Raw genomic sequence first — 11,913 nt, 5'->3', positions numbered from 1 at the left:
TGTCGCGATGACCACGACCAAGGTCACATCCGCCGAGGTCGCGGCGCTGGCCGGCGTCAGCCAGTCCGCCGTGAGCCGCGTCTTCACGCCCGGCGCCTCGGCCTCGGCCAAGACCGTGGAGAAGGTGCGCAGCGCGGCGGCCGAGCTGGGCTACCGGCCGAACGTGCTCGCGCGCGCGATGGTTTCTGGCAAGAGCCGGATGATCGGCCTCGTGGTCGCATACCTCGACAACCAGTTCTATCCCGACGTCCTGGAAAGGCTGTCGAACGCGCTGCAGGAACGCGGCTACCATGTGCTCGTGTTCATGGCATCGCAGACGGCCGGCAACGTCGACACCGTGGTGGAGGAGCTGCTCGACTACCAGGTGGACGGGATCATCGCCGCTTCCGTTGCGCTGTCCTCGGACCTGTCGGCCCGCTGCCGCGCGGCGGGCGTGCCGCTGGTGCTGTTCAACCGCGCGCAGGACGGAGAGGACGACAGCGTCGTCACCTCCGACAATACCGCGGGCGGCGCGAAGGTGGCCGAGATGTTCCTTGCGGCCGGACACGAGCGGATCGGCTATATCGCCGGGTGGGAGGGCGCCTCGACCCAGCGCGACCGCGAATTCGGCTTCATGCGCGCGCTTGCGGCCGCCGGGCGGTCCCTGCATTGCCGCGAGGTCGGGAACTTCCGCATGGAAGAGGCCCGCGCGGCGGCGCGCCGCATGTTCGCGCACGATCCGCCCGATGCCCTCTTCGTGGCCAACGACCACATGGCGCTCGCCGTCATGGACACCCTGCGTTTCGAGCTGGGCCTGCGCGTCCCGCTGGACGTGTCCGTCGCGGGCTACGACGACGTTCCGGCGGCATCCTGGCCGTCCTACGACCTGACGACCGTGCGTCAACCGGCGGGCCGGATGGTGGCCGAGACGGTTGACCTTCTGCTCGGGCTTGTCGAAGACCCCACGACGCCCCCGCGCAGCGTGGAGGTGAACGGGCAGCTGATCCTGCGGGGGTCGGCGCGCATACCTCAGGGATGGGACACATGAAGGGCTTCGACGCGAAATTCCGCGATTTCCCCGACTACATCATCGGCATCACCAAGGAGATCTGGGAAGACCGCGGGATCCACACACTGCACGACTACTATTCGGCCGACATCGTCGTGCGCACCCCCGGTTCGGTCGTCGTCGGCAACAGGGGCGTGATCGGCGCCACGATGGCCACGCTGCACGAATTTCCCGACCGCGTCCTTCTGGGCGAGGACGTGATCTGGTCGGGCGACCCCGAGACGGGGATGCTGTCCTCGCACCGGATCACGTCGATGGCGACCCATGCGGGCGACGGCGTCTACGGCCGCGCGACCGGCCGGAAGCTGGTCTACCGGATCCTCGCCGACTGCCACGCGCGCGAGAACACCATCGACGACGAGTGGCTGATCCGCGACCAGGGCGCGATCGTGCGCCAGCTGGGCCTCGAGCCGCGCGACTACGCCGCCGGCCTGATCGAGCGCGAAGGCGGCCCGGCGCGCTGCGTGAAGCCCCTCACGCCCGAGACCGACCTTCCCGGCCCCTACACGGGCACCGGAAACGACAGCGCATGGGGCGAGCGGCTGTCCGAGATCCTGAGCCGGATCATGTCCGCCGATCTCTCCGCCATCGCCGACGAGTATGACCGCGCCTGCCATCTCGACTATCCCGGCGGCGTGACGGCGCATGGCCGTGAGGCCGCCGACCGCTTCTGGATGGGGCTGCGCGCGGCGTTTCCGAACGCCGAGTTCACGCTGCACCATGTCATCGGCCGCGAGGACGACATGATGCCGCCCCGCGCCGCCGTCCGCTGGAGCCTGTGGGGCCGTCATGAGGGCTGGGGCGCGTTCGGCGTGCCCACGGGCGCGATGGTCTACGTCCTGGGCATCACCCATGCCGAGTTCGGCCCATGGGGCCTGCGCCGGGAATGCACGCTCTACGACGAGACCGCGATCTGGAAGCAGATCCTCCTGCAGGAGGGCGCGCGCTGATGCGAACCTCCGTCGCCACGATCCGCGCCGCCCGCGACTTCGCGCTTCCCGTCGAGGACATCTTCGCGCACTGGACCAGCCCCGTCACCCGGCGGCGCTGGGAGGCGGGCCCCGATACGGGGATGGTCTACGACGGTTTCGACACCCGTCCCGGCGGCACCGAGACGGTGCGCGTGATGCAGGACGGCCGCGAGATCGGGCGCATGATCCAGACCCACCTGCGCGTCGACGAGAACCGCCTGCTCGCCAGTTCTATGGTCGGCATCTTCGGCGGCGTCGTGACCATGATGACGGCCCTCGTGGTCGAGTTCATCGCGACCGAGGACGGCAGCCGCATCGAGGCCGTGGCGCAGGCAAGCGACCTGTCGGGCCGCGACATCGCCCGCGCACAGGAGGCCGGCTGGAGTTGGATCCTCGAGCGTTTCCAGGCCGATATCGACGCCTACGGCCCAATCACCAACCCGAAACCATGACAGCCGGGGATACCCCATGAACGCCCAAGAGATGGCAGCCCGCATCGTCCGCTACGGCGAGCTTCAGCCCTGCCGCACCGCCTTCATCGACGCCCACACACCGGGCTCCGACCGCAAGGAGAACTTCACGATCATCGGCGGCGGCGTCTCGGAGGCCGCGGACCAGCACGTTCACATCACCATCCCGCACGGCTTCAACATCGGCGCCGCGGGCCAGCCGCCGAAGTGCCGCAACTCGCTCCATTCCCACCGCACGGCCGAGGTCTTCTTCGTCCTGTCGGGGCGCTGGCGCTTCTTCTGGGGGCGCCGCGGCGACGCGGGGTCGGTCGTGCTGGAGGAGGGCGACATCTTCAACATCCCCACCGGCATCTTCCGCGGCTTCGAGAACATCGGCACCGATTACGGGATGATCATGGCGATCCTCGGCGGCGACGACGCGGGCGGCGGCGTCATCTGGGCGCCGCAGGTGATCGAGGACGCGCGGGCGCATGGCCTCGTTCTGGGCGCGAACGGCAGGCTCTACGACACCGCGAAGGGCGAAAGCCTGCCCGAGGGGGTGGGACCGATGCCCGTCCTTGGCGAGAAGGAGCTGGAGGCTTTCCCCGAACCGACCGCCGCGGAGGTGGTCCCGAACTACGTCGCCCGCTACTGGGACCTGGTGGCGCTGGCGGAGAAAAGGCCCGCCCGGGTGATCGGTGAGACCGGCATCCTGCGCGACAGGCCGGGTTTCGAGGTCGATTTCGTGACCCGCGACAGCGCGAGCGCGACCCCGCATTCCCACGACCGCCCCAGTGTCCTGATGCCCGTGCGCGGCCATTGGCGCGTGAGCTGGGAGGGGGGCGCGACCGTTCTGGCCCCCGGCGACACGATGAGCGTTCCCGGCGGGCTCGACCACGCCGCGGTGCCCGCGATGACCGGCGAGGCGGCGCTCTATCACGTCATCGCCACCGACGATCCTGCCGGCGCGACCTGGGCATGATAGAACCGCGCGGAACGGCGAGTTGCCCTCCGCGCATCCGAGACAGGCGCCACCCGCGGGGAACTCGCCGCGGCGCGCGAGACTGGAGACACGACCCATGACGCACCTCTTCCTTGGATCCATCGGCGTGCTCGCCGAGACGTCCGAGCTTCAGCGGCAGGCCTTCAACGACGCCTTCGCCGAGGTCGGACTGGACTGGAACTGGTCACGCGAGGCCTATTCGAAGATGCTGCGCCGCTCCGGGGGGCAGCAGCGGATCGCGGACTATGCCGAGGCGCAGGGCATGACGGTCGACGCCGTCGAGCTTCACCGCCTCAAGAGCACGCTGTTCCAGGCGCGCCTCGATGCCGGCGTGCCCCTCCGCCCCGGCGTGATCGAGGCGATTGCCGAGACGCGGAAGGCGGGTGGGCGGCTGGCCTTCGTCTCGGGCACGCTGGCCGACAACGTCGACGCGATCCTCGCGGCCGCGCGGCTGTCTCGGCGCGACTTCGACCTCGTGACGGACGCCACCTGGGACGCCCGGCCCAAGCCCGCGCCGGACCTCTACCTGAGCGCGCTCGAGACGCTCGGCATTGCGGCCGAGGATGTGCTCGCCGTCGAGGACAACCCCGACGGTCTGCGCGCGGCGTCGGCGGCGGGCATCAGGGTTCTGGCCTTTCCGGGCCTCTATCACGACGGATCCGACTTCACGGGCGCCTGCGCGGTGCAGACCGAACTCGACCCCGGCGCCGCTGCATCCGCCGGCGCGCGCTGAGGCGCGGGCCCCGATTTCGAAACGCTCGAGGAGGACCGGGCATGAGCATTCCTACCACGCATGTCGGAAGCCTTCCGCGCAGCCAGGAGGTCGTGGATTTCATCTTCGCCCGGGAGCGTGGCGAACCGTTCGACCCGGCGGCGTTCGACGCCGCCATGGCCACGGCCGTGGATGCGACGGTGGCGAAACAGAAAGCCGCGGGTGTGGATATCGTTTCTGATGGCGAAACATCGAAAATTTCCTACGCCACCTACGTCAAGGATCGCTACACGGGTTTCGGGGGCGACAGCCCGAGGAACGCGCCAGCCGACCTGAAGCTCTTTCCCAGCTTCCTGAAAAGGTTGGCGGAATCCGGCGGAACGCCGAAATACGCCCGTCCGATGTGCGTCGGCGAGGTGAAGTCGAAGGGGCAGGGCGAACTGGGGAAGGATATCGCGAACCTGAAAGTGGCGATGAAGGCCCACGGCATCGGGCGCGGCTTCATGAACGCGGCCAGTCCCGGCGTGATCAGCCTGTTCCTGCAAAACGCCCACTACCCCACGCGCGAGGCCTATCTCGCCGCGCTCGCGGACGCGATGAAGGAGGAATACGAGACCATCGTGGCCGCCGGGCTCGACCTTCAGCTCGACTGTCCCGACCTCGCGCTGTCGCGCCACATGCTGTTCGCGGACCTCTCCGACGAGGAGTTCGTGAAGGTCGCGGCCTCCCATGTCGAGGCGCTGAACCACGCGCTTTCGGGCGTGCCGGAGGACCGCGTGCGCATCCACATCTGCTGGGGCAACTACGAGGGGCCGCATGTCTGCGACATCCCGATGGCCAGGATGTTCGACACCCTGATGTCGGCCAAGGCGCGCTACGTTCTGTTCGAGACGTCGAACCCCCGTCACGGCCATGAATGGACGGTCTTCCGCGACCGCAAGCGCGACATCCCCGACGACAAGATCCTTGTGCCCGGCGTCGTCGACACGACGACCAACTTCGTCGAACATCCCGAGCTCGTCGCGCAGCGCCTTCAGCGGTTCATCGACATCGTCGGCGCCGAGCGCGTGATCGCGGGCAGCGACTGCGGTTTCGGGACCTTCGCGGGCTTCGGCGCCGTCGATCCCGCCATCGCCTACGCCAAGCTTGCCGCGCTGAGCGAAGGGGCGCGCGCGGTCGGATGACGCCGCCCCTTGTCCTGTTGCCGGGCATGATGTGCGACGGCAGGCTTTTCTCGCCCCAGATCAAGGCGCTGTCGGACGAACGCGAAGTGGTCGTCGGCGATCTCGCCGGTGCCGCCGATATGGGCGGGCTGGCCGAAGCGGTGTTGAGCAACGCCCCGCAACGCTTTGCACTTGCAGGCCTTTCCATGGGCGGCATCGTCGCGATGGAGATCGTGGCCCGGGCGCCCGATCGTGTCGAGCGTCTTGCGCTGCTGGACACCAACCCGCGCGCCGAACTGCCGGAGGTCAAGGCGCGCCGCGCCCCGCAGATCGCGGCGGTGCGCGCAGGCGGGCTCGAGCGGGTGATGCGCGAGGAACTGAAGCCGAACTACCTCGCCGACGGCCCGCACCGCGCCGAGATCCTGGAGGTGTGCATGGCGATGGCCCTCGATCTCGGCCCCGAGGTCTTCGCCCGGCAATCGCTGGCGCTGCGCGACCGTCCCGACCGGCAGGACGCCCTGCGCGCGGTGCGGGTGCCGACGCTGATCCTGTGCGGCGCCCTCGACGCGCTCTGCCCGGTGGAGCGCCACGAACTGATGCACGCGCTCGTCCCCGGCTCGCGCCTCGTGGTGGTGGAGGGCGCGGGCCACATGCCCACGCTCGAACGGCCCGAGGAGACGACGGCGGCGCTCGCCCGCTGGCTTGCCGACTGAGCGCGCGGGGACGTCCGCTATCCGGTGGCGAGGCGCAGCAGGACGGCACCCGCCCCGAGGATATGGGCAACCGTGATCAGGACGGAGAGGGCGTGCAGCACCTTGAAGCGCCGCGCCTCGCCGGCGTCGGTCGCCCGGTTGATCGCGGGCATCAGAACCTCGCGGGCGAAGACTGTCGTGAGGGCGATCGCGCCGAGGACCGCGGCCGAGACGCCGTCGCCCGCCGCCGCGCAGCCAGCCGCGACGGCCGAGGTGCCGAAGACGAACAGGTAGAACCAAGGGAAGGCGCGCCGGACAAGCTTTCCCGCCGTCGCGGCGGGCAGCGCATTGAACACGAAGGCGGCGAAGCCGAAGGAAAACAACGTCATGCCGCCGAACAGGAGCGCCGTGGCAAGCAGCGCGATCTCGGTCATGGGGCGGCTCCCGTGTTCGTGTCCGTGTCCGGCTTCCTCGCGAGGCCGAGGTAGATGACCGTCCGCAGCGGCAGCGGGCCGAAGACGAAATCGCCCCGCCGGTTCAGCCCGCGCGGCCCCAGGCCGCACATCGGCCCCGCCACCAGCCCGGCATCGGCGAGGCCCTGCCGCATCTCGGACGGCCGGATGAACATCCGCGGGTCATGCGTGCCCCGCGGCAGCAGCCGCAGCACGTCCTCGGCCATCGTGATCGTGGCGAAGCGGGCGACGGGGTTCCGGTTGATCGTGTCGAACAGGAAGAGGCCGCCGGGCTTCAGCACCCGCGCGACCTCGGCGAGGACGCGGGCGCGGTCGCTCACATGCTCCAGCACGTCGACGCAGACCACGATGTCGAAGGCCCCGTCGCCATAGGGCAGCGCCTCGCCGACGCCGACATCGTAGGCGATGTCACGCCCGGCCGCCGTGGCGTGCGCGCGGGCGGCCTCCACGGCCTTCGCGGCGGGGTCTATGCCGGTGACGCGCGCGCCCTTGTCGGCCATCGCCTCGGCCATGAACCCTCCCGCGCAGCCGAGGTCGAGCACGGCCTTGCCGTCCCAGTCGGCATGGCGGTCGAACCACGCAAGGCGCCCCGGCACGAGGTTCTTCAGCGTCCGCACCCAGCGGATCTCGTCCGACCACCACTCGGCCGCGACGGCGTCGTAGATCCCGAGGTCGTTGCGCGCGCGCTCAGCCATTGCGCGGTCTCCGAAGGCGGGGCAGGGCATAGGGCACGCGGGAGCGATAGTCCGCGAACCGCTCGCCGTAGCGCCGCGCGAACCGGCGTTCCTTGAGGATCGGAGCAGCGAGGCAGTAGGCCGTGAGCGTCACCGCGAGGGCAAGCTGATCCGGCGTCCAGACCGGCACCGTCCAGAGCGTCAGCGCGAAGGCGACGTAGATCGGCTGGCGGATGATGGCAAAAAGCCCGGTGGTCGGCATGTCGGGAAAGACGGGCCTGCGGTCCTGCGCCAGCGACATCCAGCCAAGCGCGCCCGACTGCACCTCTGCGCCCGCGTCGTAGCTGGCCTTGATCAGCAGAAGCCACGAGGCGGCGTAGGCGGTGCAGATGGCCGTGAAGGCCGCCCCTTCCGCGCGCCACCACACGGTCCCGCTCGGTGTCCAGAGGACGAACAGCGCGACAAGCTGGAGGGAGGCCACGATGGCGTAGCTCGTCGTCGACAGCGTCCCGCCATGCCCGCCGGGGGCGAGCCGCGCCAGGAGCCGCCCGCCACGCCGCGTCAGAAGCAGCGAATGCGCGAGGGGGAACTGCGCGATCAGGGCGGCGTTGGCGAGGACGTGCCAGGGCGCGGGCACCCGCCCGAGGCTTTCGCTCATCCCGAAGAACATGGCGGCGATCATCGACAGGACGGCGACCGCGAAGATGGTATGGCAGATCGCGCCATAGGCGAGGGCGAGCGCCAGCCGGCGCCGCCCCGGCGGGGGGCGCAGTGTGCCCGCGGCAAGGTCCAGAAGGCGCGTCATCGGTGTCGGTTCGCCTGTTCGCATCGCCGGGAAGATAGGCGGGGCGACATCGCCGGCCAGCACGCCTGACGAAGCGTCGCAGGCGCCGCGCGATCGGCCATGAAAGGCGGGCCGCGGCCCCCCCGGCGCGGGCGGCCGGGCAGGGTGGGACGCGACGCCGCCCGCCGCTTGCGATGGACAGGGGCGGTCTTGCGTGCGATGCTCCCGCGCATGGCGACCGGCTTCTCACGGAGTCGGCTTAAAAGGGAATGCGGTGCGGGGCGAAGCCCCAAGTCCGCGGCTGCCCCCGCAACTGTGAGCGGCGAGCGACCCCGAGTGTGACCACTGGACCGACTGTCCGGGAAGGTTCGGGGAAGCGTCGACCCGCAAGCCAGGAGACCTGCCATCTCCGGCGCATGACGCGCCGCAGTCACCTTGACCCGGGCGGGGTGCCCTGGCACGGAGAGACCGAGATGGACCGGACCGGCCCGCCGACATCACCGTTGCAGAAGCGCCTTCGCCCCCTTGCGCGGAGGGCGCGATGCTTCTGGAACGGACGATCTCACAGCTCGACATAGGGCACCTGCCGCCCGAGAAGGCGGCCGAACTGGGCCATCTGGGCTACATGCAATGGCTCGCGGGCCTGCCCGGCGCGGCGGATTACAGGCGCGCGGCGATGGAGGCTTTCTCCAAGGCGCAGCCCTTTGCGCGCATCTCGCCCGCCGTGGCCGTGTTCTGCGATCTGCTCGTGGCCTCCACCCGGATGCCGCCCCGGCCCCTTGCGATGGTGCTGCCGCTCAGGCAGCGCCGCGGAGGCGCGACCGCGCGGCGTTCGGGCCGCATGATCCAGTGACGCGGCGCGGCGAGACGGCATGAAACGCTTCCCCCCCGAACGCATCGTCTGCCTGACGGAAGAGACGGTCGAGACGCTCTACCTTCTGGGGCAGGAGCACCGGATCGTCGGCGTCACCGGCTACGCCGTGCGGCCCGCGCGCGTGCGCCGCGAGAAGCCGCGCGTGGGCGCGTTCACCTCGGCCGACGTGCCGAGGATCCTCGCGCTCGAGCCGGATCTCGTGCTGACCTTCTCGGATCTGCAGGCCGAAATCGCGGCCGAGCTTCTGCGCGCCGGCGTCACGGTCATGGGCTACAACCAGCGCGACGTGCGCGGCATCCTCGCGATGATCCGGCATCTCGGCGCGACGGTGGGAGCGGGCGCGCGCGCAGAGGAACTGGCCGACGGCTACGAGCGCAGGCTCGCAGAGGTCGCGGGCAGGGCCGAGGGCCGCGACCGCCCCATCGTCTATTTCGAGGAATGGGACGAGCCGATGATCTCGGGCATCGCGTGGGTGTCGGAGCTGATCGGCATCGCGGGCGGGCGCGAGGCGTTCCCGGCCCTCGCCGCGAAGGAGGGCGCGCGCGACAGGATCGTGCGGCCCGAGCAGGTGATCGACGCCGCCCCGGACATCATCCTCGCCTCGTGGTGCGGCAAGAAGGTCCGCCCCGAGAAGATCGCGGCGCGCCCCGGCTGGGAGGCGATCCCCGCGGTGCGCGCGGGCCGCATCGCCGAGATCAAGTCGCCGCTCATCCTGCAGCCCGGCCCGGCCGCGCTGACCGACGGTCTCGACGCCATCCTCGAGGCGCTGTCATGACCGCGCATCGACCACGCCTTGCCTTGCCCGCAGCATCCGGAGGGACCATGCGCCTGCACCTGAGCGCCCTCGTTTTCGCCATGTCCGCCGCAGCCATGTCCGCCGCCGCCGTCTCGGCGCAGGAGGCCCCCGGGCCGGGCGTGTCGGTGGAACTGAACCGCATCGACCAGCTGGACGGCGCCTGCCGGCTGACCTTCATGGTCGAGAACGGCCTCGGCGCGGACCTCGCGGCCCTGTCCCTCGAGACGGTCCTGATCGACGCGGGCGGCGTGGTCGAGCGGCTGACGCTGTTCGAATTCGGCGCGTTGCCCGCCGGCACGCCGCGCGTCCGCCAGTTCGACATCCCCGGCCTGTCGTGCGACGCGCTCGGGCGGGTCCTGATCAACGGGGTCGCGGAGTGCGGCGGCGCGGCGGACTGCGCCGACGCGCTGCGGCTGCGCACCCGAACCGACGTGGAGGTGATCGGCTGATGACACTCGAACCGCTTTCCGGATCCCTCGCCGCGCTGATCGACCTTGGCGGGCCGGTCATAGCACTGCTGATGTGCCTCTCGGTCGTCGTGCTGGCCGTCGTGCTCTACAAGCTGTGGCAGTTCCACGCGCTGGGCGTGGGGCGTCACGGGGCCATCGACCGGGCGGTCGCGGCGCGGGACGCGGGCGCGCGGGGACGCGCGCTGAGCGAGCTCGACGCGAGCCCCAGCCATCTCGCCCCAGTGCTGCGCGCGGCGGTCCGGGACGACGGGAACCTGAAGCCGCGCCTGACGGCGATGGCCGAGGCGCGCCTCGCCGTCGTCGAGCGCGGCTTCCGCCTGCTCGACAGCATCGCGCAGGTCGCGCCGCTTCTCGGCCTCTTCGGCACCGTGCTGGGCATGATCGACGCCTTCCGCGCGCTGCAGGAGGCGGGGCAGGCGGTCGATCCCGCCGCGCTCGCGGGCGGGATCTGGGTCGCGCTTCTGACGACGGCGGCGGGCCTTGCGGTTGCGATGCCCACCGCGCTCGTCCTGTCGTGGTTCGAGGCGCGCGCCGCGCGCGAACGCGCCAAGGCCGACGAGGCCCTCGAGGCGCTGTTCCATCCGATGGCGCCGGCCTCCGCCGAGGCGCCCGAGGCGGTTTCCGCCTTCCGGAACCTTGCCCATGGCACTTGAACGGACGACGTGGCGGCGCCGTCCGGTGACGCTGACCCCCCTGATCGACGTGATCTTCCTGCTGCTCCTGTTCTTCATGCTCAGCTCGACCTTCACGCGCTTCGCGGAGGTGCCGCTGGTCAACGCGGGCGCGGGCGGGGCGCAGGGCACGGCGCCCCTGTTCCTGCGGCTCGGGGCGGAGGGCCTGTCGCTGAACGGCGACGCCCATTCGCTCGAGACGCTTGCGGGCGCGCTCGTCCCGCTCGCCCCCGAAGGCGATGCGCCGCGCACGATCCTGGTGACGCTGGACGACCGTGTGACCTCGCAGCGGCTGGTGGACCTTCTGGTGGTGCTGCGGGCGATGCCGTGGCTTGCCGTCTCGGTGCTGGAGTAGCGCCATGGCCCTCGCGCCCGCCCCGAGACGCCGGCGGTCCCAGCCGATGATCGCCCTCATCAACATCGTCTTCCTGATGCTGATCTTCTTTCTCGCGGCCGCCGCCATCGCGCCGCCCCTCGACGGCGACGTGCGCCTCGTGCGGGCCGAGCGGCTCGAGGCCCGCCCGCCGCCCGACGCCGCGGTGATCCGGTCCGACGGCACGATGGTCTATCGCGGGGATCGCGTCACGCCCGAGGCCTATCTCGCCGCGCGTCTCGCGGAGGGCGACGGGGGCAATGACGGCGCGGCGGTTCTGCGGATCGTGCCCGATCGCGACCTGCCCGCGCGCGATCTGGTCGCGCTGGCCTCGGCGCTGCGGGGCGCGGGGGCGGGCGAGGTCAGGATTGTTACCGAGCGGGGGCTTCGGTGAAGGGGCGCGCTGCGGCGGCAGGTCTCGCCTGCGTGGCCTCGGTGGGCCTCCATGCCGCGGGGCTGACGGCCTTCGCGCCCGATCCGCCCGAGGCCCTGGCAGGCGGACCCGCGCAGATCGCCATGATCGGCAACAGTTTCGAGGACGCCGTCGCGGGGACCCTGACCCCTGTCGCGCCGACCGACCGCGCCCCGCGCGTGGCCGCGACGCCGCCCGATGCCCGGAGCGCGACGCCGCCCGAGACGGCCGGCCGTGCCGCACCCGAGACGGTCGCCGCGGTGCAACCCGTCGTGCAGCCTTCGACGCCCGCCCGCGCGGTCGCGCCCGCGCCCTCCGCCACGGGCCCTGCGCAGATGGAGCCCGTGT

General features: G+C 71.0%; 16 protein-coding genes, 1 pseudogene and 1 riboswitch. Of the genes and pseudogenes, 14 read left to right on the top strand and 3 right to left on the bottom strand.

Annotation, left to right across the window (positions count from 1 at the left end; genetic code table 11):
* Positions 1 to 7: 7 nt before the first annotated feature.
* The 7 genes from P6F26_RS14575 (at position 8) to P6F26_RS14545 (ending at position 6,059) form a co-directional block, all read left to right on the top strand.
* A complete protein-coding gene (locus P6F26_RS14575; protein ID WP_278029427.1) occupies positions 8 to 1,027 on the top strand; it encodes a LacI family DNA-binding transcriptional regulator in 1,020 nt (339 codons plus the stop codon).
* Positions 1,024 to 1,998, top strand: coding sequence for a nuclear transport factor 2 family protein (locus P6F26_RS14570; protein WP_278029426.1), 975 nt, complete (start codon positions 1,024 to 1,026; stop codon positions 1,996 to 1,998). Before P6F26_RS14575 ends, P6F26_RS14570 begins: the two co-directional genes overlap by 4 nt.
* A complete protein-coding gene (locus tag P6F26_RS14565) occupies positions 1,998 to 2,471 on the top strand; it encodes an SRPBCC domain-containing protein (RefSeq protein ID WP_278029425.1) in 474 nt (157 codons plus the stop codon). The genes P6F26_RS14570 and P6F26_RS14565 overlap by 1 nt, the downstream gene beginning before the upstream one ends.
* A 16-nt stretch (positions 2,472 to 2,487) precedes the next feature.
* Complete coding sequence (locus tag P6F26_RS14560; RefSeq protein WP_278029424.1) at positions 2,488 to 3,450, top strand: cupin domain-containing protein; 963 nt, start codon at positions 2,488 to 2,490, stop codon at positions 3,448 to 3,450.
* A gap of 97 nt (positions 3,451 to 3,547) precedes the next feature.
* Positions 3,548 to 4,204, top strand: coding sequence for an HAD-IA family hydrolase (locus tag P6F26_RS14555; protein WP_278029423.1), 657 nt, complete (start codon positions 3,548 to 3,550; stop codon positions 4,202 to 4,204).
* A gap of 41 nt (positions 4,205 to 4,245) precedes the next feature.
* Positions 4,246 to 5,367: a cobalamin-independent methionine synthase II family protein gene (locus tag P6F26_RS14550; RefSeq protein ID WP_278029422.1), complete on the top strand. Its 1,122-nt coding sequence runs from the start codon at positions 4,246 to 4,248 to the stop codon at positions 5,365 to 5,367.
* Positions 5,364 to 6,059 carry an alpha/beta fold hydrolase gene (locus P6F26_RS14545; protein WP_278029421.1) on the top strand — a complete coding sequence of 232 codons (696 nt, stop codon included), beginning with the start codon at positions 5,364 to 5,366 and terminating at the stop codon, positions 6,057 to 6,059. The genes P6F26_RS14550 and P6F26_RS14545 overlap by 4 nt, the downstream gene beginning before the upstream one ends.
* A 17-nt stretch (positions 6,060 to 6,076) precedes the next feature.
* Here the strand turns inward: P6F26_RS14545 and P6F26_RS14540 are convergent, their stop codons facing one another.
* The 3 genes from P6F26_RS14540 to P6F26_RS14530 are packed head-to-tail and all read right to left on the bottom strand — an operon-like array spanning position 6,077 to position 7,990.
* Positions 6,077 to 6,472 (bottom strand): DUF4149 domain-containing protein, encoded by a 396-nt coding sequence (locus P6F26_RS14540; RefSeq protein ID WP_278029420.1) that lies wholly within the window; start codon positions 6,470 to 6,472, stop codon positions 6,077 to 6,079.
* On the bottom strand, positions 6,469 to 7,206 hold the full coding sequence (gene ubiG, locus P6F26_RS14535; protein WP_278029419.1) for a bifunctional 2-polyprenyl-6-hydroxyphenol methylase/3-demethylubiquinol 3-O-methyltransferase UbiG: 738 nt from the start codon (positions 7,204 to 7,206) through the stop codon (positions 6,469 to 6,471). The genes P6F26_RS14540 and ubiG overlap by 4 nt, the downstream gene beginning before the upstream one ends.
* Complete coding sequence (locus P6F26_RS14530) at positions 7,199 to 7,990, bottom strand: methyltransferase family protein (RefSeq protein WP_278029418.1); 792 nt, start codon at positions 7,988 to 7,990, stop codon at positions 7,199 to 7,201. Before P6F26_RS14530 ends, ubiG begins: the two co-directional genes overlap by 8 nt.
* Positions 7,991 to 8,184: 194 nt before the next feature.
* A riboswitch (cobalamin riboswitch) is annotated at positions 8,185 to 8,391 on the top strand.
* A gap of 119 nt (positions 8,392 to 8,510) precedes the next feature.
* Between P6F26_RS14530 and P6F26_RS14525 the strand changes: the two genes are divergently transcribed.
* The 7 genes and pseudogenes from P6F26_RS14525 to P6F26_RS14495 all read left to right on the top strand — a co-directional run.
* Positions 8,511 to 8,822: a hypothetical protein gene (locus P6F26_RS14525; protein WP_278029417.1), complete on the top strand. Its 312-nt coding sequence runs from the start codon at positions 8,511 to 8,513 to the stop codon at positions 8,820 to 8,822.
* A gap of 19 nt (positions 8,823 to 8,841) precedes the next feature.
* A complete protein-coding gene (locus P6F26_RS14520) occupies positions 8,842 to 9,618 on the top strand; it encodes a cobalamin-binding protein (protein WP_278029416.1) in 777 nt (258 codons plus the stop codon).
* 47 nt (positions 9,619 to 9,665) lie between these two features.
* Complete coding sequence (locus tag P6F26_RS14515; protein ID WP_278029415.1) at positions 9,666 to 10,088, top strand: hypothetical protein; 423 nt, start codon at positions 9,666 to 9,668, stop codon at positions 10,086 to 10,088.
* Entirely contained in the window at positions 10,088 to 10,762 is a 675-nt protein-coding gene (locus P6F26_RS14510; RefSeq protein WP_278029414.1) for a MotA/TolQ/ExbB proton channel family protein, read from the top strand. The genes P6F26_RS14515 and P6F26_RS14510 overlap by 1 nt, the downstream gene beginning before the upstream one ends.
* Positions 10,752 to 11,135 carry a biopolymer transporter ExbD gene (locus P6F26_RS14505; RefSeq protein WP_278029413.1) on the top strand — a complete coding sequence of 128 codons (384 nt, stop codon included), beginning with the start codon at positions 10,752 to 10,754 and terminating at the stop codon, positions 11,133 to 11,135. Before P6F26_RS14510 ends, P6F26_RS14505 begins: the two co-directional genes overlap by 11 nt.
* A 46-nt stretch (positions 11,136 to 11,181) precedes the next feature.
* Entirely contained in the window at positions 11,182 to 11,547 is a 366-nt protein-coding gene (locus P6F26_RS14500) for an ExbD/TolR family protein (protein ID WP_278029412.1), read from the top strand.
* Positions 11,544 to 11,913: pseudogene (locus tag P6F26_RS14495) on the top strand (hypothetical protein); the annotation flags it as partial. The gene P6F26_RS14500 and the pseudogene P6F26_RS14495, both read left to right, overlap by 4 nt.

The sequence above is a fragment of the Roseicyclus salinarum genome, assembly GCF_029624655.1.
Lineage (GTDB): Bacteria > Pseudomonadota > Alphaproteobacteria > Rhodobacterales > Rhodobacteraceae > Roseibacterium > Roseibacterium salinarum.
Note: the sequence above shows the minus strand (reverse complement) of the source record. Positions and strands in the feature narration are given on the sequence as shown.